25 protein-coding genes and 1 pseudogene are annotated in these 25222 nt (G+C 33.4%); 4 read left to right on the plus strand and 22 right to left on the minus strand.

Features of this window, described 5'->3' with window-relative positions:
• Nucleotides 1–17: 17 nt before the first annotated feature.
• A complete protein-coding gene (locus tag ACZ5N4_RS17995) occupies nucleotides 18–713 on the minus strand; it encodes a response regulator transcription factor (RefSeq protein ID WP_464203881.1) in 696 nt (231 codons plus the stop codon).
• Between the two features lie 173 nt (nucleotides 714–886).
• On the opposite strand from ACZ5N4_RS17995, the gene ACZ5N4_RS18000 reads away from it, so the two are divergent.
• Complete coding sequence (locus ACZ5N4_RS18000; protein WP_464203882.1) at nucleotides 887–1462, plus strand: hypothetical protein; 576 nt, start codon at nucleotides 887–889, stop codon at nucleotides 1460–1462.
• Nucleotides 1463–1538: 76 nt separating this feature from the next.
• On the opposite strand, the gene ACZ5N4_RS18005 is transcribed toward ACZ5N4_RS18000, so the two are convergent.
• Both ACZ5N4_RS18005 and ACZ5N4_RS18010 read right to left on the minus strand, forming a co-directional pair.
• Nucleotides 1539–2708, minus strand: coding sequence for a hypothetical protein (locus ACZ5N4_RS18005; RefSeq protein ID WP_464203883.1), 1170 nt, complete (start codon nucleotides 2706–2708; stop codon nucleotides 1539–1541).
• On the minus strand, nucleotides 2695–4533 hold the full coding sequence (locus ACZ5N4_RS18010) for a MutS family DNA mismatch repair protein (protein WP_464203885.1): 1839 nt from the start codon (nucleotides 4531–4533) through the stop codon (nucleotides 2695–2697). The genes ACZ5N4_RS18005 and ACZ5N4_RS18010 overlap by 14 nt, the downstream gene beginning before the upstream one ends.
• Nucleotides 4534–4736: 203 nt before the next feature.
• Here ACZ5N4_RS18010 and ACZ5N4_RS18015 point away from each other — a divergent pair, with 203 nt between their 5' ends.
• Complete coding sequence (locus ACZ5N4_RS18015) at nucleotides 4737–7064, plus strand: YcdB/YcdC domain-containing protein (protein WP_464203886.1); 2328 nt, start codon at nucleotides 4737–4739, stop codon at nucleotides 7062–7064.
• A gap of 196 nt (nucleotides 7065–7260) precedes the next feature.
• On the opposite strand, the gene ACZ5N4_RS18020 is transcribed toward ACZ5N4_RS18015, so the two are convergent.
• The 18 genes and pseudogenes from ACZ5N4_RS18020 to eutM form a co-directional block, all read right to left on the minus strand.
• On the minus strand, nucleotides 7261–8094 hold the full coding sequence (locus ACZ5N4_RS18020) for a DUF7973 family transport facilitator (RefSeq protein ID WP_464203887.1): 834 nt from the start codon (nucleotides 8092–8094) through the stop codon (nucleotides 7261–7263).
• 164 nt (nucleotides 8095–8258) lie between these two features.
• Nucleotides 8259–8438 carry a hypothetical protein gene (locus ACZ5N4_RS18025; RefSeq protein ID WP_464203888.1) on the minus strand — a complete coding sequence of 60 codons (180 nt, stop codon included), beginning with the start codon at nucleotides 8436–8438 and terminating at the stop codon, nucleotides 8259–8261.
• Between the two features lie 38 nt (nucleotides 8439–8476).
• Nucleotides 8477–9025 (minus strand): BMC domain-containing protein, encoded by a 549-nt coding sequence (locus ACZ5N4_RS18030; protein ID WP_464203889.1) that lies wholly within the window; start codon nucleotides 9023–9025, stop codon nucleotides 8477–8479.
• 14 nt (nucleotides 9026–9039) lie between these two features.
• Nucleotides 9040–10368, minus strand: a complete 1329-nt coding sequence (locus ACZ5N4_RS18035; protein WP_464203890.1) for a 4Fe-4S dicluster domain-containing protein — start codon at nucleotides 10366–10368, stop codon at nucleotides 9040–9042.
• Between the two features lie 51 nt (nucleotides 10369–10419).
• Nucleotides 10420–11829, minus strand: coding sequence for an aldehyde dehydrogenase family protein (locus tag ACZ5N4_RS18040; protein ID WP_464203891.1), 1410 nt, complete (start codon nucleotides 11827–11829; stop codon nucleotides 10420–10422).
• A complete protein-coding gene (locus ACZ5N4_RS18045; protein ID WP_464203892.1) occupies nucleotides 11816–12859 on the minus strand; it encodes a cob(I)yrinic acid a,c-diamide adenosyltransferase in 1044 nt (347 codons plus the stop codon). The genes ACZ5N4_RS18040 and ACZ5N4_RS18045 overlap by 14 nt, the downstream gene beginning before the upstream one ends.
• Nucleotides 12844–13119 carry a EutN/CcmL family microcompartment protein gene (locus tag ACZ5N4_RS18050; RefSeq protein WP_464203894.1) on the minus strand — a complete coding sequence of 92 codons (276 nt, stop codon included), beginning with the start codon at nucleotides 13117–13119 and terminating at the stop codon, nucleotides 12844–12846. The genes ACZ5N4_RS18045 and ACZ5N4_RS18050 overlap by 16 nt, the downstream gene beginning before the upstream one ends.
• 21 nt (nucleotides 13120–13140) lie before the next feature.
• Nucleotides 13141–13965: a flavoprotein gene (locus ACZ5N4_RS18055; protein ID WP_464203896.1), complete on the minus strand. Its 825-nt coding sequence runs from the start codon at nucleotides 13963–13965 to the stop codon at nucleotides 13141–13143.
• A 13-nt stretch (nucleotides 13966–13978) separates the two neighbouring features.
• A pseudogene (locus ACZ5N4_RS18060) lies at nucleotides 13979–14188 on the minus strand (ethanolamine utilization protein EutJ); the annotation flags it as partial.
• Nucleotides 14189–14379: 191 nt separating this feature from the next.
• On the minus strand, nucleotides 14380–15033 hold the full coding sequence (gene pduL, locus ACZ5N4_RS18065) for a phosphate propanoyltransferase (protein WP_464203897.1): 654 nt from the start codon (nucleotides 15031–15033) through the stop codon (nucleotides 14380–14382).
• Between the two features lie 12 nt (nucleotides 15034–15045).
• Nucleotides 15046–15735 (minus strand): BMC domain-containing protein, encoded by a 690-nt coding sequence (locus ACZ5N4_RS18070; RefSeq protein ID WP_464203898.1) that lies wholly within the window; start codon nucleotides 15733–15735, stop codon nucleotides 15046–15048.
• 64 nt (nucleotides 15736–15799) lie between these two features.
• Complete coding sequence (locus tag ACZ5N4_RS18075) at nucleotides 15800–16237, minus strand: glycerol dehydratase reactivase beta/small subunit family protein (RefSeq protein WP_464203900.1); 438 nt, start codon at nucleotides 16235–16237, stop codon at nucleotides 15800–15802.
• A 5-nt stretch (nucleotides 16238–16242) separates the two neighbouring features.
• Nucleotides 16243–18060, minus strand: coding sequence for a diol dehydratase reactivase subunit alpha (locus ACZ5N4_RS18080; protein ID WP_464211003.1), 1818 nt, complete (start codon nucleotides 18058–18060; stop codon nucleotides 16243–16245).
• Between the two features lie 13 nt (nucleotides 18061–18073).
• The gene (locus ACZ5N4_RS18085; protein ID WP_464203901.1) at nucleotides 18074–18589 is read right to left on the minus strand and encodes a diol dehydratase small subunit; all 516 of its coding nucleotides are present in this window, start codon (nucleotides 18587–18589) and stop codon (nucleotides 18074–18076) included.
• Between the two features lie 10 nt (nucleotides 18590–18599).
• On the minus strand, nucleotides 18600–19268 hold the full coding sequence (locus ACZ5N4_RS18090; protein ID WP_464203902.1) for a propanediol/glycerol family dehydratase medium subunit: 669 nt from the start codon (nucleotides 19266–19268) through the stop codon (nucleotides 18600–18602).
• 15 nt (nucleotides 19269–19283) lie between these two features.
• Nucleotides 19284–20948 (minus strand): propanediol/glycerol family dehydratase large subunit, encoded by a 1665-nt coding sequence (locus ACZ5N4_RS18095; protein ID WP_464203903.1) that lies wholly within the window; start codon nucleotides 20946–20948, stop codon nucleotides 19284–19286.
• A 17-nt stretch (nucleotides 20949–20965) separates the two neighbouring features.
• Nucleotides 20966–21784, minus strand: a complete 819-nt coding sequence (gene pduB, locus ACZ5N4_RS18100) for a propanediol utilization microcompartment protein PduB (RefSeq protein WP_464211005.1) — start codon at nucleotides 21782–21784, stop codon at nucleotides 20966–20968.
• 84 nt (nucleotides 21785–21868) lie between these two features.
• Nucleotides 21869–22150 (minus strand): ethanolamine utilization microcompartment protein EutM, encoded by a 282-nt coding sequence (gene eutM / locus ACZ5N4_RS18105; RefSeq protein ID WP_464203904.1) that lies wholly within the window; start codon nucleotides 22148–22150, stop codon nucleotides 21869–21871.
• Between the two features lie 310 nt (nucleotides 22151–22460).
• On the opposite strand from eutM, the gene ACZ5N4_RS18110 reads away from it, so the two are divergent.
• Both ACZ5N4_RS18110 and ACZ5N4_RS18115 read left to right on the plus strand, forming a co-directional pair.
• Nucleotides 22461–23672: a sensor histidine kinase gene (locus ACZ5N4_RS18110; protein ID WP_464203905.1), complete on the plus strand. Its 1212-nt coding sequence runs from the start codon at nucleotides 22461–22463 to the stop codon at nucleotides 23670–23672.
• A 24-nt stretch (nucleotides 23673–23696) separates the two neighbouring features.
• A complete protein-coding gene (locus ACZ5N4_RS18115; protein WP_464203906.1) occupies nucleotides 23697–24458 on the plus strand; it encodes a response regulator transcription factor in 762 nt (253 codons plus the stop codon).
• Between the two features lie 98 nt (nucleotides 24459–24556).
• Here the strand turns inward: ACZ5N4_RS18115 and ACZ5N4_RS18120 are convergent, their stop codons facing one another.
• Nucleotides 24557–25180, minus strand: a complete 624-nt coding sequence (locus ACZ5N4_RS18120; RefSeq protein ID WP_464203907.1) for a HutD/Ves family protein — start codon at nucleotides 25178–25180, stop codon at nucleotides 24557–24559.
• Between the last annotated feature and the right edge of the window lie 42 nt (nucleotides 25181–25222).

Consider the following 25222-nt stretch of genomic DNA (forward strand, 5'->3'; position numbering starts at 1 on the left):
GATACATTCCTTTCATGTTAACTTTGATCCGATATTTTAAATCCAAATCCCCATAAAGTCTCTATTTTTAGTGAAGATCTCGTTCCTGCAATCTTTTTGCGAATTCTTTTTATCATATCGTCTGTGGCTCTAGTATCCACCTCACTATCGAATCCCCATACCTTATTTAAAAGCTCTTCACGGGATATTCCTTTATTCACATTTTTAGCAAGATACAATAATAGGTTAAATTCCATTGGTGTAAGCTTTAAATTCTGCCCATTACAAACTGCATATCTACCGTCAATATGAATAGTTACGTCAGAAACAGTTATATCTTCCTGGCTCACTTTTGGTACCTTCTCAAATTCCATTCTTCTAAATATACTTTTTACTCTCAGAACTAATTCTACAGGACTGAAAGGTTTTGTCATATAATCATCACTTCCGAGCATGAGTCCAGCTATTTTATCAGATTCACTATCTTTTGCTGATATTATAATAATTGGTACATTACTTTCTTTCCTAACTTCAGAACACAAGGTGAGGCCATCAAGCTGAGGCATCATAATGTCTAAAATCAGCATATCTGAAGGTCTTTTCATAAAAGCTTTCAAAAGCCTTTCTCCATTCGAAAAAACCTGTACATCATAACCCTCTTTTTCAAGAAACATTTTTATTAACTCCTGTATCCTTATTTCATCATCTGCAATGTATATTAGCTTTTTTTCCATGTCAGCACCACCTTTAGCTTACTCAACAATTATTTTTATTATATCACTCATAAATTATTTATCCCATATTTGAAGTATCTCTGCCACAATTCTGCCACAGTCTATCGGAGATTTATCCCAAACTAAGATGTTAAACTTAATTAATAAATAATTTAAAATAAGGAGATGTAAAAATGAAAAGTTTAAAATTTAAAATTGTTTCAGCATTGATTACTGCTTCCCTTTTTGTACCTGCAATATCTGTTAACGCTGAAGGAACAACTAGCAGTGCAAATAACTTAGGAAATGGATTAACAAAACAACAGAAAATTGCTAATAGACAAGAATTACAGCAATATAAAGCTACTATAACACCTAAAAAAGATACAATAAAACAAAACCACCAGACAATTGCTTCTTTAAGAAAAGAAGTATCTGAAAAAAGAGCTACTATAAAAACTTTAACTAAAGGTATAAAGCAAAACAAAAAGAAATTAACAGATGATGATTTATCTAAAGTAAAGGCTCAATTGCAAACCATAAAGGATGAAACATCTGCATTATCATCCACTAAGGGAGCTGTAACAAAAGATTTTCAAACAGTAAAGACTGATGTTAAAAATAGAAACTTTCAAGATGCTGAAGCACAACTAGACAATGTTATTTCTATCCAAAATACAAGAATGGATGGATTAAAAAAATTAAGTTCAGATATGGATACACTAATAAACTTACTTCAGACAGTATCCGCTAATGTTAAAACATCATAAATAAAGTCATATTACAAATCATTAGCAAAATAGAGAGCTCAAATTTTATATACACAAAATTTGAGCTCTTGTATTTTTAGTTTACGCAGTTACTTAATTCTTCAAATATAGATCTAACGCCACTACCCCACTTGCTGTCCTCTGCGTATTTCTTACCTATCCATAAAAATGGATCTGTATTTTCAGGGGTATTTTTAGACAAATTAATCAATGTTCTAGCAGCTATACTTGTGGAATCTTTTATGTTGGTGTTATACTCTTCCCAACTATGAAACACATTATATGGATTATTGGCTATCTTAAAAGCATTAGGATTATTTTTAGGCACAAAACTTTGTTCCTGCCCTGCTACAGAAAAAAGTACAATAGGATTTAAATTAAATTCTTTTGATACAGAAAGTATAGTAGAAAAATAAGGCTCTTTAGCTAAAAGGGAATTACGTTTATCTAAAAAGTTTTTCAATTTTTCCTCGTTTACTTTTTTATATCTCATGTATATAGGCATGTGGATATTAGGATGAATAGCAGAGACTTCTATGGCTTTATCAGTTTGAAAAATATAATTTTCATCTTTGTATTCAGCTTTTTTTATTTTTAAAAACAATCCTTTACTCAAAGATATACTGAATATACAAATAGCCAGTATTACTATATAGCTGCGAAAATTTAAACCATTTAAGTAACTTAAAACATTTTGTAAAGTAGGTTTAAAATTACTGCTGCATGAGTTATTTAGTGACATAACACTATTGAATTGTATTCTTTCACTCTCAACTGATATAACACTGTTAGAAGGCATCTCTTTACTTTCAATATGCATGTCCTCTTTTAGTAATGTATTTGAGTTCACTTCTTTATCATACTTAGATCGTAAATAAAGCTGAGCGTCATCCATTTCAATTTTAGTGTTACTATGTACATTAACCCAGCTTATTAGTTCTCCTGTAAAGTTAGTTCTTAAATTTTCATCAATTACACAAGAATCAAAAATGTCATAAAGAGTAATTAAGTTTTTGCTGCTTCCAAGAGTATTTTTTAAAGTAATAATTTTAATGGATGACTTAAAGTCTTCAGGTATGCCATCTAATTTAGTATATATTACTTGATGAATTGTATCTGAAAGTATTTTTGCATTTTTTACTGCTGTGTTTTCAGGGTACTTTTTATATATATAATTTTTAAACTTTATAATATCGTCCCTGTCTATGACCTTTATTTTCCTTAACTCTTCTTCAATATGTTTCATAATCTTTACTACCTATATCACTGTTATCTATATCAATACCTGCCATCCTCATTAAATATATTGCATTTCTAGTTGTAGAAACTCCTAAACGTAATTTGTAGTCAAAATATATTTCATTATTTTTATACTGCTCTCTAAAGTGATAATTCCTAACTTTCTTATTTTTCTCTTCTATATCAGCTAGTTCAAGGTCATGAGTTGACACCATTCCCAAAGCATTTTCATTACTTAATTTTTCTATTAAGACCTTTGCACCTGTATGTCTATCTTTAGAATTTGTTCCTCTAAAAATCTCATCCAGTAAGAAAAAAACTGGCTCTTTTTCTTTTGTAGCATCTACAAGCTTTCTTATTCTTAAAAGTTCTGCATAAAAAGATGATACATTTTCTTCTAAGTTATCGCTTATTCTCATGCAGGTATAGATATTCATTATAGAACAACAAAAGGTATCAGCGCAAACTGGTGCACCTGCATAGGCTAAAACTAAGTTAATTCCTGCAGTTCTAAGCAATGTACTCTTACCAGACATATTGGAACCAGTTATAAGTAGAATACTTTCAGCTTTATCTATTTTTAAATTATTACATACACGATTTTTAATTATTAGTGGATGCCCTATGTTTTTAGCCCCCAACATTAAAGAAGTTTCCTTTATTTCTGGCATTGCCCATTCTGGATAGTCATGCTTAATTACAGCTAGACTTGATAAGGCTTCAATCTCTGCAATAGTGTTCAGCCATTGTTCTATACATCCACCAGATTCTTTTTTCCAGCGTTCCAATCTAATTAAGCAGTGATATTCCCAAAAAGTCACAATATTTATTATATGATAAAAAAAATTAGCCCTATCTGAGATTAGATTTACCACTCTGGATAATTTATTAATCTGTTCCGTTGCAGTTATTTTATTTTCGCTAATAAGATTTTCCTTTAGTTTTACTAAATAGCTAGATTTAAAGCTTTTTTTCTCAATGAGATTTAACATTTTACTATATACTTCTATATCCTTTTTGTATTTATAAACTACATTTAATATTTTATTGCTTTTCTCAGAGTTAAACTTAAGTATAAGTATCTGGATTCCTATAGCTATAAGTGGAAAATAATATGGTATGCTACCTAGCAAAAAGTACAATAAAATAACTCCTATTGTAATAATCGGTAGAATATATGTCATAAGGATAAACTTTCCGCTACAAAACAAATTATTTTTCTCTTTTCCCCATTTAAATAATAGTTCGGGATTTTTCTTTTCCTCTGTAGCTATCTTTCCCTCGGCCATAAATCTCTGTCTCCACCCAAGATTATCGGAAAGCTCTTTTACTGCCTCCTGTCTATCATATATTTCTTCTATACTATAATTTGGATATGCTAGTATGTGCTTTACCTTTTCTCTTCCTAAATAAGTACTAGCAGTGTTAATGTACTGAAAAAGTGATCCTTTTCCAAAAATGTCTAAATCCTTCGAATAATTATGGTCATCATTTAAAAAGTCTGCCCCATCATCTTCAAAAGATTTCCATTCCCCTTTCAGACGTTTTAAAGAGCTCTCATTTATTTCACACATCAATGTTGAGCATTTTTTATTATGTCTAATTCTACTGTGTTTATTAAGTAAAATTAAAAACAATATAGCGAATCCAATTAATATTATAATACTAAAATAGTACTTTTTAATCATATACGAAAAAATCACTAAACCAGCAGCGCCAATAAAAACTATAAGCCTTAAAGCAGATATAAAATTAATTGAATGTACTTGCTTTTTCAGTAACTTTTCATAGATAATTTTTCTCTTTATATATCGGGATTCTATAGCATTCAAATTAACTATCCCTCCTCTTTTGTACAAAATATTTCTAATTATATATCCATAATGTAACATATTTGTATTCTATGTGTCTAGTTTATCATATATAATACTTATATAATGAAAATTTTACCTCAATCGGGAACACTTTGCAATTTTGTATCGTCTAATAAAATATCAATAATTTCTACCTATAAAATATACAAAGGGGGATAACTATGACGAGTAAAAAAACATACGCTATTATTCTAACTGCTCTAATTTCTCTTAGCCTTGTATCACCGGTTTATGCACAGGAAGTGGATAAAACAGCGTCCAATACGTCTGCATCTAATACTACAATAGTAAGTGCTATAAGCGAAAACAATTCTAAAATATCAAAAGATGAAGCAAAATCTATTGCTAAAAAAATTCTAAAAGATTATTTTGAGTTTAATATTGATGACACAAAATATCAAGCCAATGTAAATTTCACACCTGATTATCAATTCGGTACTAACAATAAAAACTATAGTTGGCAGATAAATTGGAATTCTCATGATCAGGAAAAAGATGTAAACATTAATGTTTCTGTAGATGCTACAAACGGTAAAGTTACTAATGTAGATATTATGACATCTTTGCGCGGACAAGCCTCTGGAATTGCAACTTTAACAGAAGATCAAGCAAACGAAGCAGCAGTAAAATTTCTAAATAAAATAAACCCACAAGAATTTTCACAATGCAAATTGATAAAAAATGATTCTATGAGTTATGGATGGAAAGGAGATCCAACATCATATAATTTTAACTACTGCAGAGTAGTTAATAATATTCCTTTCTCAGGAAACTTTTTGAACGTAACTGTGGACAGTATTACAGGTAAAATACGTTCTTATGGCTTCAGATGGAATGATTATCAGCTTCCTTCACAAGATGGAGTTATATCACAAGAAAAAGCAAATCAAATATTTAAAGATAACTTAAATTTAGATCTTAAATATGTGCCTTACAGAGATGAATATGGATATGATACTAAAACAAAAACTACTAAAATTGCCTATATGCCTGATATGTCAAGCGGAGTTAACATTGATGCAAAAGAAGGTAAAATGTTAGATAATAATAACAATCCACTGGATAAAAAAGTAACAGATTTAGATGAAAATCAGAAAAAATCTTTTATAGGAAGCTATAAGCCGGTGCAAAAGTTGGACAAAGAGTTAACCAACAATGCTGCTGAAACAATAATGAAATCATTTATTAAAGAAATATATGGAGATGGCTATGATATTGAGTCAACAAGCTATCAAGATAACAATGGCATATATGGATCAGGACTTACATGCTGGTCAAGTCATTTTATAAAAAAAGGCACAAATAACGATTTTGGAGATCAAGGACAGATAACTATAGACTCTTCAACAGGACAGCTAGTATCCATAAATAGATTCAATCCTGTTGATAAATTTGGCTCAAGTAACGATAATTCCAAACCAAAAATTACTTGGGAACAAGCATATAGTAAGTCTATAGATATAGTAAAAAAATATTTCCCAGACAAGATTAAAGATATTGATACTAAGCAAACATATATCCAGCGTACAGAATATTATAATAATGTACCTCAATTTGATAGATCATATGGATTTAATTTTAATAGGTTAGTAAATGGATTATCCTATCAGGATGATTCTATTAGTATAAGCTTTAACTCAGCAACAGGTGAAATAACTAGTATTGACAGCAGATGGACTAAGAGCTTAAATGTACCTTCAGCTAATGGAGTTATAAGTAAATCAGATGCACAGAATATATTCTTTAATACCTATAAGCCTCAACTTCAATATACACTTTTTAATACAAGCAAAGATCCCAAAAATTCAGAGCTTGGAGTTAAATTAGTATATAGTGTACTAGATGGATTACAGTACAGACAACTTAATGGTATAGATGCTTTTAAGGGTAAATTTATAGATTACAATGGACAGGAAATTGATAATAATTTTGAAGCATTTAAATCAAAAATTAAGGGAAGTCCTGTAGAAAAAGAACTTAGCATTCTAGCTTCATTAGGAATAATTGACACTAAAGATTTTGATTTAAATAAGCAAATCACTAAAGCTAACCTGGTAAAAATTCTTGTCAATGCAAAAGGTTATAGACCTTATATGTTAGAAAACTCGCCAACCCTTAAAATAAATTATAGTGGATCAAAAGACGATGAAACATATAAGTATTTACAAATGGCAGTTTCATATGGAATGCTTGATAACTCAGGAGACTTCAATGGAAATGAAAAAGTTACAAAAGAGGAAGCTATTAAAGCTTTAGTAAAACTCCTAGGGTATGATAAGCTTGCACAAGCAAAAGGAATTTTTACTCTCTCCTATAGCGATGCTAATGATATAACTCCAGCGAATACAGGATATGTAGCTATATCAAAAGGACTTGGACTTACTAATGATACTGACAATAAATTTAGACCAAAAGACCAAATAACAATATCAGATCTAGCAGTTAATGTATATAGAGCTTTAAACAGCTTAAGAAGTAATGGATATTAACATGTAGATTAAAACTGCTGACAATTATATTTTGTCAGCAGTTTTTTCTTTAAGTAATCAAATAAACTTGATACAATACTAAAAAATCTGTTTTAAACCCATTACAATCAAAAGTATTCCTGATACTACAGCTGCTTTATTTGCCAAAACAATTAAAAATGTATATAGAAGATGCATATTTAACACCTTAAGAATTCTAATGGAAAATCGCAAATATAATGAAGCTACATATCATTATTGTACCTGCTGGAGGGTCTATATGTGTATCACAATGGCTGTTAAATGTATTCTCAAAAGCGTTTCCTACAAACCAAGCAATAACAGCAGCCACTGCACCTATAAAAATATTTCCTGAAGCAATTGTTGCGTACCCTGCAACCAATGAGATGTGATGCGTTACTGGGAATTCTAGACCCATTTGCAAGAATATCAATGAGGATGCACTAATACAAAAACCTAAGATGTTTATTTGTGTAAGATTTACTAAATAAGAAATTACTATACCTAAGCTTAATGACCATAAAATATTAAAACCAAGATTATTTGAATTGAAGAAAGTTCTCGTGCTTTTATCCTCTGGTCTTCCTATAATACCAGTTTTCCCAAATGCTAATCTTGCAATAAGACCTGATGCAACTACAGTAAATGCAACTGTATCTATCTTTAAGCCTGTACTAGCTATTAAGGCATTTATGATATATCCCAGTATTCCAAATATTCCACCCACTAATATAACAGAATCATCCTTTGTTTTTAAAAGTGGTACTACTATATTCATTCCACCATCTAAATTATTCTTTTTGTTTGCTGCAAAAGCTGCTGCTGCTACTCCACCAGCAAAGGCTATGTGAGGTCCAAATAATGTTCCAAAGGCTATGTTAGGCACAATAAGTCCAGGTCCTTTAGCTAGCATCTCAACTACTCCGAGTAACCCCATAACCCCTGTGAAAATAAATGCCGGTATAGCACCAATTAAAGCCCCAAATGCGCCTCCTCCAAATGCAGCTAATATCAGAATTATATTAAACATAATATATCCTCCTAACTTAATCTTATAATATTAAAGATTATAAATGGCATTTTGTCTAAATTCTTACTAATAAACTTAAAACATAATTAGTAAACAAAATTTTTTATGGTATAATATCTTTGTAATATTCTTTGGCAAGTGGTGGGTAATTCTCAGCAATCTATTTACCCACCATGGGCCTCTTTTAATAATTTAATTATCTCTTCTTTTTTAGGTGCTCTTGGATTAGTAACCGTACATCTATCCTTTAATATTACCTCTGCCATAGTTTCAACATTACTAAGCAACTTAGTTTTATCTACGTTTGCTTCTTCCAAGCTCATCGGAATATTAGTTCCCTTCATAAGTATATAGCTCCTTCTTTTGTACAAAACTTAATATATTATAATAGACACTGCAACAATTCCTTATTTGGAGCTGCTATTACAGCTTTATTCACTAACATTCCACTTTCTAGTGCAGTATTTGCTCCTACTGTTACAGCATTGTTAACTGAACTTATGTCCCCAGTTAGAGTTATAAAGGCCTTTCCCCCTATTCCAACTCCTAATCTCACTTCAATTAGTTCTACATTTGCAGATTTAGCAGCAGCATCAGCAGCAACAATAGCAGATGCGATACTGAAAAATTCTAATACTCCTAAATCTTTTAATTTTTCAACGTTAGTTGATGCGTTAATTGCTGGAATCACCTGCGGATGAACATTTGGGAGAAGTAATTTATTTACTACATATTGCTGACCAGCGGCTGTTCCATGGTCGATTGCCGCTTGTACAGCACCTACGTTACCTGTAACCAAGATAACATATTTCCCTGGGCAAACAGTTTTAGCTAAAAGTAAATTTATCTCTGCAGATTTAAGCATTTCATCTGCAACCTCGATTCCTCTTGCTATACTATTTAATTCTATGAATCCTATAGTTCTTATCATTTTTTCACCTCAGCTTATATATCTTTTATTACTATGCTATCATTTATTTCAGAAATTACGCCTCTAATGCTGGCATGTACATTGGATCCCATCTTTCCCTCTTCTACCGCTCCAATAAGCTGTCCTTTTTCCACAGTATCTCCAACATTAACAACTGGACTCGCAACTGCGCCAATTCCTTGTCTGAGAGAAATCATTACTTCAGCAGGATTTATTTCCTGTCCCTCTTTTAATCTTTGCTTCTTATACTTATCTAGCTGTAACCTTCCCACTAATCTCTCTGTAGGTATTTTCCTATAATCTCTCAATACATTAGCTGTGAATTTATTTGTTTTGTTTTCCCACTTGACTCCCTTTTCTCTTAGTTGTCCTTTTAAATATACATTTACCCTCTTAGGAGATAATCCCATAGGACATGCATACATTTCACATACTCCACACTCGCAGCATATCATAGCTTCTTTTAATACTTCGCTACTTGACTCGCTTAAGGCAATATTCCTCATAATCTTGTGTGGACTTAATGGATGTCCAATTAAGCTTCTAGGACACATATCAGTACAAAAACGGCATTGTATACAAGCTGATTTAGCTTGATTTTTTATATGTTCAATAGTATTCTTTTCTCTCACAGCTAGGTAGTGATTATCAGGAATAACTATAATCGCACCATCGGTCTTTGTAATTGTTCTACTATCTATTTGTTCCTTTGAAATTTTTCTTCCCATCATTGGACCACCCATTATTACAGCGTAATCCCTAACTCTCACTCCACCGCACTTTTCTAAAACCTCTTTCACTGCGGTGCCTATTGGTACTTTAATAATTGAAGGTACACCTACTTCACCTATAACAGTAACGAATTTATAGGTAACTGGAGTATCTTGTAGAGCCTCAAATACATTGAATACAGTACCGGAATTTGCTACCACCGCTCCTACATTTAAAGGAATTCCTCCTGGAGGTATGGTTTTTCCTGTTACCTCATAAACTAATATCTGTTCATCTCCTGCTGGATAAAAAGCTCTGCTTAAATGAAGCTTTACACTGGAATTAAACTTCGTTATAGAATTTTTTAGAGCTTTTATTTCCTCATGATATTCTTCCTTTAGACCTATCACTATGTGCTCTGCTCCTATTGCCTTTCCTATTTCCTCTGCTGCTTGTATTATTTCATCACTTTTGTTTCTCATCATAAACTTATCTGACTGCAATAATGGCTCACATTCTAATCCGTTTATTATGAAATATTCAACTTTGCAATTTAACTTAACATGGGTAGGAAATCCAGCTCCACCTGCTCCTATAATTCCGGCATTTCGGATTTTTTCAAGTAAATTCACAATTACACCTCTCTTTTATAATTGAGACTTGGGGTACTTTAAAATACTCAACTATACTATTTTAAAAGAACCTACCATAGTACATCTTCTTTGTCTAGTAAAGGAAGCTGCGTTAGTTAACCCTTCTCCAGTAGGACCTGCGATAGTGAATGTTGTGTGTCCTTCTCCGCCAAATCCAATACCAGCATAGGATGGAGCATTCTTCACAAATATTGTAGTATCTATCTCCCTAGCCATTCTTGTTAGGTTGTCTACATTCTTAGAATGCATTATAGCTGTGTGTCTGTTGCCATGTTCATCTTGAATAGCCATCTTTAATGCTTCTTCAAAATCTTTTGCTTTAACTATAGGAAGAATAGGCATCATAAGTTCTTCTTGAACAAATGGATGGCTGTTATCTGCTCTATATATCAGACACTCAACTTCATCTGCGTTGTTCTTACCTACCTGCTGTAGTATATACTTAGCATCTTTTCCAACAAAGTTTTTATTTACAGAGTGAGTGTTATTCTCTTGGTTATGAACTAAAACTAACTTAGCTACCTTATCAGCTTCTTCATCATTTAACTCATAAACCGCTCTGTTATCTTTCATTTCTTTTATTAAATCTTCATAAACTGCTTCAACTACTATAGCCTCTTTTTCTGCTATACAAGGCAGATTATTATCAAAAGTACATCCTGCAATTATATCTCTTGCAGCCTTTTTTATATCTGCTGTTTCATCCACTACAACTGGTGGGTTTCCAGCTCCAGCTCCGATAGCTTTCTTTCCTGAAGAAAGAACCATCTTTACTATTGCTGGTCCTCCTGTAGCAACTAACATTCTTATTTTTTCATGCTTTAACATTACATTAGTGCTTTCTAAGGAAGGCTTCTTTACTGATGTAATCAAGTTATCTGGTCCACCAGCTTCTCTTATCGCCTTATTCAATTCTCTAACCATTGTTAATGATGCATTGAAGGCTCCTGGGTGTGGCGAAAATACAACAGTGTTTCCTGATGCTAACATTCCTATACTGTTGCAGGCAACTGTTGCTGCTGGATTAGTAGATGGTGTAATTGATCCAATAACACCAAAAGCCCCTTGTTCTATTAGGGTAAGGCCCTTATCCCCTGCATAAGCAGCAGTTCCTAATACTTCAGTACCTGGTGTTTTCTCTGCAGTTAGTTTCAACTTTAAATATTTATGATCAATTCTTCCCATTCCTGATTCATTAACACAAAGAGTTGCTATAGCCATAGCGTTATCTATTATAGCTTTTCTCATTGCAGCTATTAGCTTTTCACGCTGCTCTATTGTGTACTCTGAATATTTCTTCTGAGCTTTATAAGCTGCTTCTATGGCTTCATCTATAGTTTCAAATATTCCGTCGCTAACTTCTTCTTTTATGTCTCTTGCACTCATTTCCTTCAAAACTTTTTCTATTATTAATGACATCTCACTGCTAGTTAATTCCATTGAATAATACCTCCTCAAAAACTTTTACTCCATATTCCGCTACCTGCATATCCTGTTCAACTGTGCCACCACTAACTCCTATTGCACCAACTATCTGATTATCTACCTTTATCGGAAATCCACCGCCGAAGGTGATTATTTTTTCTAGATTGTTAAGTCCATAAAGTTCTCCACTTGGTAAAGACAATTGATGCAGCTCATGTGTTGCAGTTTTAAGTGCTGCAGCAGTATATGCTTTTTTCATGGCTACTTCTATACCTACTAAAAGAGAATCATCCATACGTTCAAGTAATATGATATTTCCACTTATGTCCACCACACAGATAACCATAGGTACTCCTATTTCGTATGACTTTTCTATACATTTTTGTGTTATATACTCAGCGGTTTTCCTTTTAATCATATTCTTATTGGCTATCTGTACTAAAGACTGCTCTGTTTTTTTACTACTTTGTTTAAGAATATTTATCTTCTCTTCTGCCTTTTTTATTATATCTTTGTAATCAAAGTACCTAGCTATAACATAAATAGCATCGGATAGTCTATTGATATATTTCAGCAGGTTATCACTAATTTCATAAGAAGTTCTAAGCTCTGCTGCATATCTTTCTGCTCTTCTGATATCTGTTCTTGCAACGTCAAGATGAGCTGATTCTATTGTTCCTCCAGGCACTATAAATCCATTATGTGAAGGCTTTAACTTATCTAGTTCATCTATTATTTTTTCAAGAAATGTGATATCCTCGTCCTTTATTCTCGATTTATAATAACTTGTTCCAATAGAAGCAAGCTCAGCACCAACTTCAAAAAGAGTCTTTTGAATTCTTAAAAGTTTTTCCGATAGCTTGCTTTCTTTGATATATACCCTACCCACACCAATGGATGAGTTTGCTTCGTCTATACTTCCATAAGCCCATACTCTTAAATCATATTTATCTGTTCTGTCTCCACCAACGAGACTAGTACTTCCTCTGTCGCCAGTTTTGGTGTATATTTTCATGTTCTCACCACCTACTAACCTTGATTCCATTCAATAGAATCAACAATACCTATAATTGCAGCATCTGCTGGTACAACCTTATCAGAAACATCTGTATACCTTGCGCTGCTTCCTGTAACTACAATTACGGTTTCATCAATCCCTGCACCTACTGTATCAATAGCTACCTGCGGCTCCCCTGATACATTTTCCTTTTCATCTATTTTTTTAACTATTAGAAGTTTACTTCCAATAAATTTTGGATCTTTTTGTGTGGAAACAACTTTTCCAACAACTCTTGCCAAAAACATAACTATGCTCCTTCTTATTTATTAACAATATTTAACATTAATTTTATTGTTATATATATAATCTTTTGCCATAGGCGTAATTAAAGAGCCTTCTTTGATGTGAATTTCTTTAGAGCTATTAGAGGCTATTATAATATCCTCTGTTGTCAGAATTCCTGATAACGCTTTTTTATTTACTAGAGTTTGATTAACTTCAGTTTTAACACTATTTACTCCTGTATTTGAAGAACTAACAACGATCTCTTCCTTTATGGAAGCTTTATCTGTTGGTGTGTTTTCAACAGCATTACTAATCATAGTAAACTTACTGTTTATGGTATCCTTTAAGCTGTTTGCATCAGTAAATTTCATGCCGAAACCAGTTAAATTTTCTTGATATCTCAAAATAAACTTGTTATACGCCTCGTTCTTACTAAACCCTAAAGATATATTTTTAGAATTTTCAGGGTCAAAACTGTCTTTCACAGCAATTACCTCTTTGCCCATCATTAGAGCTTCAGCTATACCAGTGGTGACTAAGTTATCCTGAATGCCTGTGGCACACTTAGCTAAAGTGTTCCTTGTCATTATTGGTACTAATATGAAGTCATCCTCTTTTACGGCCTTAGTTAACTCAATTTTACAATCTATTACTCTGTGATTTAAGTTATCTAAATAATGCTGTGGTATAATTTGTTTTGCATGTTCAGTCATTACTATGTCATATTGCAGAAGTTTCATAGAAGCCAATGTTTCAAATATGTCCTTTAAGTTTACTGCACCACCAGATATGAACAGAAGCACTCTCTTATTCATCATCCCTATCAGCTGAGCAACTATAACTTTTAGTAAATTCTCAATGTCCATTTACTCACCTCACTTACTTGGCACTACTCATAGCGATACCTATAGGTGTTACTAACAAAGGATTGTATGGTTTTATAGTTTTGATATTTGTGTATTTTTCAACCACTTTTTCTATATCTTTAAGGCAGCAGGTTCCACCTACAAGATAAATAGTTTCTACATCATAGCCTTTTATGTGCTGTAGAATTATATTAGCCATCTTTTCTATTACTGGTCTAACTAATCCAGCTACTGGTACATTGTTTTTATCCAATACTGTTATAACAATATTACAGGTACCTAAATCCACTCCAACTTTAATCTCTTCTTTTTCGCCAATTATATTTGGGTTTTCAATGGTATCTTCCATTTGCTTAACAAACATATTGGCTTTATTTAAAATATCCTCTGTATTAATATTTTCCGGCACATTTATCACCTGCTCTTACTCATTATCCTAACAAACTCATTATTCTTTAACTCTGCTGAATTAGCTTCATCTGTATCTAAGTGAAACTCGAGAGCTGACTCACTACTAACCCTTATAAGAACATTTTTAAATATTGCGCCCTTATCTCCAGCAGTTTCTACATTTACTAGATCTCCATCTTTTACTCCATAAACCTTTGCCTGGTCTGCCGTCATATGGACATGTCTTTTAGCGCAAATAACCTTATTGTTAAAAACTAACATACCCTTTGGCCCAATAACTGAAAGACTTGCTGACCCTTCAAGATCTCCAGAGTTTCTAACCGGTGGTTTTATACCTAATGCAAAGGCATCTGTTCTAGATATTTCAATTTGGCTATATTTTCTTACAGGACCTAAAATTCTTACCTTTTGGAAAGAACCTTTAGGTCCTGCAATAGTTACGGTCTCGTTGGCAGCAAACTGTCCTGGCTGCTTCACATTATTTTTTACTGTAAGTTCATATCCTTTACCAAATAAACGCTCTAAGTCTTCCTGGCTGACATGGATATGTCTATTAGATATACCTAGCGGTATTGAGAATTGCCTATTTTTTATCTCAGCCTTACTAACAATGTCTGAAACTATATCTCTTATTAGAGTTTCGTCTATATTTATCATCTAATATCACCTTCAAGTCCTTTTGTAATGAATGCATAAATTTCTCGGTTGTCCCTTCTTTCTCTGACACCTGGGATCGTGACATATATTACATATATCATCGCTTTCTTCATTTAAAAAGTTGCCGCCATTTAGAAACTCATTAGAATTCTTATGATCATTAACTTTATTTTCATCTTCTTGTTCATTTTCATAATAATTATCAGTATCCACCAACTTAGTATATTCCTTAATATCTTCCTCAATATCCTCTTTTACATTTTCGATAGTATCTTCATTGATACTATCTTTGATATCTTTTTTGATATCTTCTTTGCCATCTTCTTTAATTTCTACTTTGATGTCCTCTTCGACATCTTCTCTGATATCTTCTCTAATCTCTTCTTCAATGTCCTCTTTGACATTCTCTTTTATTTCCGAAACGGAATTAGGTTCGATAATTCTTTCTAACCCAGCAGATGGTCTTGGTATAATAAGTGTTGCATATACTTTATTAATTCTAGATGCGCTAGCTTTTGCTGCTTCAATGGCAGCTTTTACTGCTCCTACATTTCCTCTTATCTTAATGGCCACTAATCCTGATCCTTTAGTTAGTTCATATCCAATTAGTTCTACATTAGCTGACTTAACACAACTATCTGCCGCTTCTATTGCTGCAGCCATTCCAACGGCTTCAATAACACCGAGGGCTTCTCCATTCATTAAAACCCCTCCCTAAAATTTGTAAAATATTTTAAATTCAAGTTCTTATAGTTTAAAAACTTATTCAGGAAACTTTAACATTTAACTTATCTATAACCGAAATAACCGATGTTCTTATTTTTTCTATCAACTCTACGTCAGCGACTTTTATATCCTTAAGAGGCATTATCTTATAAAGTCTCGCTGCATTGCATCCAACCATTCTTGCCTTTTCTTTTTCATATAAATTTAATCTTATATCTATAAGTGGTTTATCTTCTCTAAGTTTACCGTAATGAAGGATTATTCTGTCGTTTATAGCCCCAATAGCTATACCTATTTTTGATTGTTGAGCTGCTCCATGAACTTCTCTAACCATGGTAGCATCATTAAGCTCCATATTTATCAACCTAGAGGGAATTCCCTCTTCTTCTATTCCAGCAAGGATTTCCCTTAGTAGAACTTCTTTAAATCCACTTACACATACAAAAACACATGGTATCTCTATACTGTTACCTATCATACTCATTACCTCGCAAGCGCATTGTAATAGGAAATTACAAGTCCTGTAGCCACAGCGTTTCTAGGCCCTTGGGCTCCCCTTATATTACCACTTCCGCAAACAACCCCATAATGTGATAGCTCGTCAGATATCATTTCAGGAATTTCAAAATCTAGTGCTGAACCACCTACTAATACCACGAAGTCAATACACCTCAAATCATTGTTTGGTGCAATATCCTTCAGTGCTCTAATGACATTAGTTACAAACACCTTTCTTTTTGCTTCCCTTCTAACCATTTTTATTTTTTCTATGGAATGTCTAGTCGGGATTGGTAACATTTCATCGCTTTTCACTATTATATTCCTTGCAAATAACGATGCATCTAAAGGTTGTTGAAAGAAGCATACACTTCCATCTTCATATCTTATATTAAAAAGACTTTCCACTTTAGCTAAAGGATGTTTCTTTATATCTTCTGCTAAGTTGTGATCTTCAAGTCCAAGTTCTGATTTAATGAGCATTGTAACCATTTCTCCTGCACCAGCATGGTGAATTGACTTAACAACTCCATTTTTATCAATATAGGCTGAGTCCGTTGATCCACCTCCAATGTCTAAAATCACTAGAGGTTTATCTGTTCCTGGAGTAGTTAGTGCACCAAGAACTGCCATATTTGCTTCAACGCCACCTATTAAAACCTGAACATTAGTTTCTGACTGCAGCTTTTTAGCTATAGTCTCCATAGGCAGTTTGCTTGTCTTTACCATAGCAGCAAGTGCTACAGCATTTTCTAATGCAAACTCTCCTGCCAAACCACCTTGAACCTTTTGTGGTATAAAGGTATCTACAGCCAAAATATCCTGTATTTTTATCTCATCAATATTCTGATCTGTAAGCTCACCCATTACTTGTCTTACTCTCTCTATCATTCCACCTACATTAGTACCTGGTTCCCCGCTTACATCTTTTAAGGGCCATATTTCACTTAAACTATTCATTATTGAACTAGACCCTTCTTCTACTGGTACCTTTTTTTCTTTAGTTCCCATAAGTATTAACTTTCCAGCAGGAATAACTCTTTCTTTTACATCCCCTTCTGGGGTTCTTATGACAACCGCTGATCTGTTGCCAATAAGAGCCCTAGAGATTGGGATTATATGTTTAGTTTCGCCCGGTGAAAGTTTAAAGACAGTGGCAAGTCCATAAGGATTAGATAGCACCTTTATTGTTTTTCCGGGTAACGCTACTTCTACCGCTGCAAGCATTCCCATAGGAACTTTGTCAATATAGGCTACCTCATCAACAATAGGGATTTTTTTATCTAGTCTATTCGATATTATAACTCCATCATCACCCTGCACCACTGCACCAGTAATATTAATATTATTTTTCAATGCTTCGTTTAGCTTTCTAGCAGCGGTTTCAAAATCTACTGATTTATTGATTATGCAGATTACCTCTTCATTACTATGCAAATGCCGTAATTCATCTAAAAACACTGTTCTACCAATACCTACCCCTATACCTCCAGGTGTATCAGGATTATGTCCTATCATTGTAGATTCAGTAATTATAGTTTCAGTAATTGTTTCCATAGCCACATCACCGATAACTGGAGTTGCTTCGTTTATGCATATAGCATGTAGCTTGTTTACTGGCATATTTATGTTTTCACAAGCTTCTTTCAAAGCTAGAAGTACTCCTGCTACGTTGTCAGTGGTCCCTTTAATTCCTGTAGTTTTAATCATACTGCTTATAAGAAAATTTAAACCTGCATCAAAATCTGCAATGGCAACTTCCGTAGTAGAGTTTCCTATGTCTACTCCTGCCACAAGTTTCACTTGTATCACCTACCTAAACTTTTAATCTGCCTCTTTTTTCATATACTTCACAAGCTTCTCTAACTAGTGAAGCACAAATTTTTGCGTTATACTTATTTTCAAGTTCATCTGCAATAGATACTAACTCTTGCTTTGTTGATCTATAAGGTCTTAATGCATTATAGATTTCAAGAACTCTATCATCAGGAACTGCTGTAAGTTCAGCTGCTCTTCTTAAGTTCTTTGCAAATGCATGTCTTCCTACAGATTCTGCTATCTGAGCTTGATATATAAGAACCTCTGGAGTAATCTTTATATCATCTGAATTTATGCTTCCATTTAAAACATTCTCGATATTTATATCATTAAATCCTTTATTGCTTTTAGTTTTTATTAAATCACTTCTCTTTTTAGCTAAAGGATAGTCGTTTTTGCTAAGTACTTCAAAGCTTTTCTTTTCTTCACATGTTGCTGCTGGTTGACTTTGAGCAGTAGTCATGCTTTTTAAAACTTCGTTAACTATCTGTTCTATTAAAAGATTGTTATCCATAACTTCACCCCTATTCAAAAACTACTTTTAATTCTATAGGTTTTGCATTTTTTACTACATGCTCAGTTTCTTTTATATGAAGAACTGCTGCCTTAGCTTGATATCTTGGTCTAGCCATTTGATCATTCTTAACTGGTACTGGGTCTGGTGATTCACCTTTTGCATATCTTGCAGCATTCTTACCTATAGCTCTAAAAGTTTCTCTATCTATTAATGGAGCCTGAGAAAATAACTCAAGATTATTTAGTGGTTGTAAGTCTTTTTGATGTATAACTGTAGTTCCTTTTGATTGGATTCCTATGCCTATACCTGATCCGCTTATTTTAGCAGCATCGTTAGCCATGAAGGATACGTCTGATGTACGTAAAGCTCTTACTACTCTTGGAGTAATTCCTTCTTCCTCTATACCTGCTAAAATTTCTCTTAATACTTCGTCATGAGGTATTCCAACTATTGTCTCAGTTTGAGTTTTCCCAAAAGCTGCTCCTAAAGCTATAACAACCTCATCACTTCTTTTTCCAAGTTCAGCAGTACCAACCTCTTCAAGTCTCATCTTGCCAACTCTTGCAGTAGTAGTATTAACTTTAGCAGCGCTTGAATTTGTATTAGCTGTTAACTGGCTTAAAACCTGTTTGGTTATTAATTCTATTAATTCTTCGTTAGATACTGAATTTACCATATATTAATCACTCCCCTACATTTTGTCAGGATCTAGAGCGTGAGTAATGTTCTTAATTTTTTCCCATTTCTCACCTTCAAGTCTGTATCCTGTTCCAGGTCCCATGTAATCATTGCGATCGTTTACAGCACTGATAACATTATATTTATCATCAAATATAGCTGATGTGTGTAGGTAGTCTCCTGCTACTCTTTGCTTCAATAAGTTAAGAACTCTCTCAGCAATTTCAGCAAATCCACCTTTATGAAGTGCCTTAACGATATCAAGTCCTGTAATGCCACGTGTTAACAGTTCTTGAGCAGCTTTTAAATCTTCTACAACATTTCTAGCCGGCATGTCTTTACTACCATGAGCATAAGTTGCTGCTTCAACTTCTTCATCAGTAATAGCTGGTAATCCCAATTCTCTAAATACTGCTTGAATTGCCTTAGCTGCCTTATTTCTAATTGCTATAACATCCTCTTCCTTAACTGGAACAAGACCTGCGTCAACTTTTAAGTCTCTTTGCATTATTAGCCAATCATCATAATCTTCAGCATCCCAGTTTGAACCTGCAAACATGTTATCATAGTTTGGCGTAGCACTATATCCTGAACATATAAAGTCTGTTCCTGGTAAGAACTGCATCATAGTTCTTGCCGTTTTTCTTATATCTGAGTGAGTAAATGTCTGGTCGTTACTTGAAGCAACTTCTAAGTCTAACATTGTTGTTATTAAGTTTTCTCCTAATACTGCTCTTATACCGCCTGGTACTGCAGCTGGAACACCTATACAACTAACTGAACCATTTTGTAAACCTTGAGATCCAGCACCTTTAGTTATCATTATGCATCTTGCTTCTAAGTAAAGCATGGACTTTCCTTCTGCATATCCCATCTGGACTTCTGAACCGGTACCAGATGTAAATCTCATCTTAAGGCCACGTGATGCATAAGCTGATGCTAAGAAAGCTTTTGAATAAGGAGTATCATCACCATCAACAAATACGTCCTCAGTTCCGTAAACAGATATAGTTTCTGCATAAGATGTATATCCAAGCATACCTAACTTAAGTTCTGTAGCTTCTTCTAAAGCACACTGAGTTAAAACTCCACCTCTACCAACTTGTGCTCCTACCATAAGTCCTAAAGCATTGAAAGGAGCATATCTTACTATACCTACAGTTGTCTCCATTTCATCAAAACCTCTTATTGCTGACTCGGCAGCATCTGCTGCAATCTGCACTGGATTATCACGTAAATTAGTAACGTGACATTGATTTGATGGAGTTCTTCTAGCTCTCATCTTCTGAAGAGCCATCATCATTTCAACTACATTTAACTTGTCTACTACTTCAACAAGTTTAGCAGGTGTTAACGCTGTAGTTATCTTAACGATTTCATCTCTTGAAACATTAATATCTGTTAACATTCTAGCTATTGTCAATGAGTCTATGGCCATAGCCTTTTCAGTATTTTCTATATTGATAGCATGATCTGCCAAGAATGAATCGATAAAATCGAAATCTTCTCTTTTCTTTCCGTCCATCTCAACAATTTTTCCGTTTTCCACTTTAACACTTGGAGTTGGATCCTTAGGACTTCCTATAGCTATAAGACCTACTTCTGTCCACTCTTTAACGAATCCATCATTATGAACTGCTCTATTTTCTAAAACTTCAAATCTTTTAGACCTTTTCACTGTAACACCGCCTTCTGTTAAATATATGGTTGAGTACTAGATTGAGTTTCTTGTCCCATTGATTTTAATATAGATAAGCCAACCTCTCTAGCTGCAATTACAGACTGTCTAACAGCACCTGAATCACCTGTAATAGTGATTATAACTTCGTTTGAGTGTGCTGTACCTACACCTGGACTTGCATAAGTTACCATTTCAACATTTGCAGTTTTCATAGCTGTATCTGCCATTACAACACCTATACCAGCTGGAGCACCAACAATTATTCCAAAAGCTTTTCCAAGTGGAGCACCAAAAGCTTTTTCTAATGCCAAGCTTGCTCTTGCAGTGTATTGAAGTTCCAAGTGACCTGCATCACATCCATAAACATCTCCAAAAGTTCTATCTAATTCTTTTAAAGCTACTTCTACAGCTCTTCTTGCGTCTGATACATCTTCAGCTGCTAGTATGATTAATGAACCATGGCCAGCTCCGCCCTTTGTATCTCTTGCCATTTCAATAGTTACTACTTCAGTATTAGTAGCTTTTACAGCCTCATCTGCTGCCATAATATGAGGACCTGCACCTGTTCTTGAACTGATTATTCCTATTGAACGATATTTTTTATCTAAACCCATTTTTTCATGTAAATAATAGTCTACATTAGCTATAACTAATCCAACTGTATCTCCAATTGCTGTTCCTACAAATTCTGTTATTGCTGATGGCGCACTCATGGTTACTACCTCCCTTTTCTCTTCTACAATATTATTTTTTTCACTTACTACAGCAGTTTCACTTTGAAGTATTTTTTCTGCTGCTGATTGGACAATTTTACTCATTAGGTCTTTATCCACATTTTGTAGATTTATTTTACTACTTATTTCAGATAAAACCTTTTCAATTAATGCGTTATCCATCGATACTACTCCTTAACTTTATTATTCAGCTAATTTAGGTAGCATTTTTTCAACATCTGTATGTGGTCTTGGAATAACATGTATGGATACAATTTCTCCAATTCTTTTAGCTGAAGCAGCACCTGCGTCTGTAGCAGCCTTAACTGCTCCTACATCGCCTCTAACCATAACAGTAACTAGTCCTGATCCTATCTTTTCATATCCTACTAGTGCAACGTTTGCAGCCTTAACCATAGAGTCAGCTGCTTCAATTGCAGCAACCAATCCTTTTGTTTCTATCATTCCCAACGCTTCTTGTCCCATAAAGACACCTCCAAAATATAAAATAATTAAAATAATTTTGATGCTTACATTTTACATTAATATCACATAGTATTTTTTGAATATTTTGACATATTTAACGCTTATATTAACTTCTTATAGCTGTAATTTTTATACTAATTTCTGTATTTTTTTTACATTGGATAGTGCAACTCATGTATTTATGCCGTTTCTTGAATATTCACTTATAGTTGATTTCTTACAGTATAAACTAGTATAATTATTGTAGTAAATTTTCTTCATATTGCATAAGTTCATAGTTTATTTAATCGTTTACTTACGAGGTGTTTTTATGAGTAATCCGAAAGAGTATGCATTAGATGAGATTATTGATATTTCTTCTCTTCAAGATATTCAGGACAAGTTTTCCAAGATGACAAGCTTATCTGCAGTTACAGTAGATAGACTTGGCACACCAATAACAGCTCCAAGTAGCTTTACGAAATTTTGTAGCTTAATTAGAACCTCTAAAACCGGATACAGCAGATGTAGTAATTGCGATGCGGAGGGCGGTTTAAGATCAATGCTATCAAAGAAAACAATAATTTATACCTGTCACGCTGGACTGACAGACCTAACAGCCCCAATCATCGTAAATGGTGTTTACCTTGGTGCTATGCTTTGCGGTCAAGTAGTTGTAGAAGAATTTAGGAACAGAGATTTTATGGACTTAAAAAAACTTTCTACTGAATTAGAATTGCCTCTTGAAGAACTTCAATCCACTCTGGATGAAGTAAAAGTTCTCAAACGAGATAAGATAATAGATTCTGCAGAGTTTCTTTCGTTATTTGCTAACCACATTGTTGAAATGGGAGTATTTAATATAATTCAAAAAGAATTATTGGAAGAAACTAAAGAAAAAATGAAGTTTCAACAACTGGTTAAGGACACTCAAATTAAATCTATTCAGTCTCAGATTAATCCTCATTTTCTATTCAATACCCTAAATACGATTGCCGGCATGGCACTTATGGAAAACTCTGATAACACTGCTGAACTTATATATTCTCTCTCAGATATACTAAGATATAGCATTAAGAATTCAGCTGACATGGTTGATGTTGGTGTTGAATTAGATAATATAAAAAAATATCTGTTTATTCAAACAACAAGATATAGTGATAAACTTAACTATGAAATAGATCTACCAGATGACGTTCTAAAATATAAGATTCCAGTTATGACCCTACAACCTCTTATTGAAAATGCTATCATTCATGGTTTGGAACCAAAAAATGACCCTGGAAATGTTACTATAACTGGAGAGATACTACCTGATAACTCTGCGATAATTAAAATAATCGACAATGGGGTTGGTATGAGTAGTGAAAAGTTATCTAATCTGCTTAATGATATAAATTCTTCTAGAGTTTATGGTGGTATTGGAATGAAGATCGTTCAAGACAGACTAGTATACTATTTTGGACCAGAGTTTGGTATTAGTATTTACAGTATTCCTCATGTAGGAACAACAGTACGTATTAAAATTCCGTTTGCTTATTAGAACTTATTGAGAGGAGAATTAATTATGTACAAGCTGCTAATTGCTGATGATGAAGCCTTTGAACGTAAGGCTATGAGATTTATACTGAAAAAGAGCTTTACTGATATAGAAATAGTTGAGGATGCGACAACCGGAGAAGAGGCGGTAGAGCTATCCAAAAAACATAAGCCGGATATAATTATTATGGATATCAAAATGCCGGAAAAAAGTGGCTTGGAGGCTCAACAATCCATTTCCAAGTTTCTTCCAGATGTAAAAACTATTATATTGACGGCATACGATAACTTTAGCTTTGCACAGAATGCTATCAGACTTGGTGTGGTTGATTATATTTTAAAGCCAGCAAAACCTAAAGAATTAAGTGAGTCTATCAGTAAAATTATTTCGCTTTTAAAAAGCGAAAATGTGAACTCTAGTAATTCAGTGGATTTGGTTTCTGATAAGGATACTATTCACAAAGCTATAGAGTATATAAATAAAAATTTTAGCGAAAATATCAGTCTAGAATCAGTAGCAGAACACATACATTTAAATCCTCAGTATTTCAGCAGATACTTTAAAAATAATACAGGTTTAAATTTCATAGAATATCTTTCTAAATTACGCATTAAGGAAGCAAAAAAACTATTAGTAACCACAGATAAGACTATACGTAGAATATCTTTAGATATTGGTTATGTGGATCCTACGTACTTCACTAAAGTCTTTATAAAATATGAAGGAATCTCTCCACATAAATATAGATTAATGCAAAAAAAATACTTTCTAGAGTTAGAACTTAATTGATGAATTTTAGCATACTTATAAAATCATCTTCTTCATAAATAAAACTAGAGCATCTTATGAGTTAGACGCTCTAGTTTTATTTATGCATATCCGCTTATTTAACTGCAATAACTAATTGTTGCTCTTATAATCTTCGCTTCCTTATCTCCTCTGTTGTAAATACTCAGCTCATACTTATTTTCGCTACTTGCTCTTGTAACAGAAAGTAATTCTCCTTCGTTAACCTCAAACACTTTATCCTGTTCAGCTATTTGAAGATTGCCTTGCACAACATAAAAAGTATCTGTAATCTGACTTGACTCTTCACTACTTTCATTTAATAGAATCTTAACCATATCTTCACTTTTAACTGATAAGGCTTGTAATTTACCAGTACACTCTTCATTCATCATCAAATTAAAGTCTGTTACCTTGCCAAAGCTCTTAGTTTCCCAATCTCCCATGAAACTATCCTGCTCAAAGCTCTCAAGTACTGCCTTGTGGTGACCTTTATGTTCAAGTGTTAATTTTCCATCAATAATCATAATAATTCTCGAAATACCTGGTAAATGTGTAAAGTCTGATTCACTTACTTCAACCTTTGCGGAACTAAGTCTCCATTTAAAATTTCTCTCACTATACTTTGCTTTCTCAGGATATATTAAAAGTTCTGTTGTGGTTCCCCCAGACCATCTGCTTGTTTGAAATTCATTTTTTCTAATTAAGTTAATTTTAGTTTCCATACAACATCCCCCTTATAATAACAAGTCTTTCATTGGTTATTT

The organism is Clostridium nitrophenolicum, assembly GCF_055391695.1.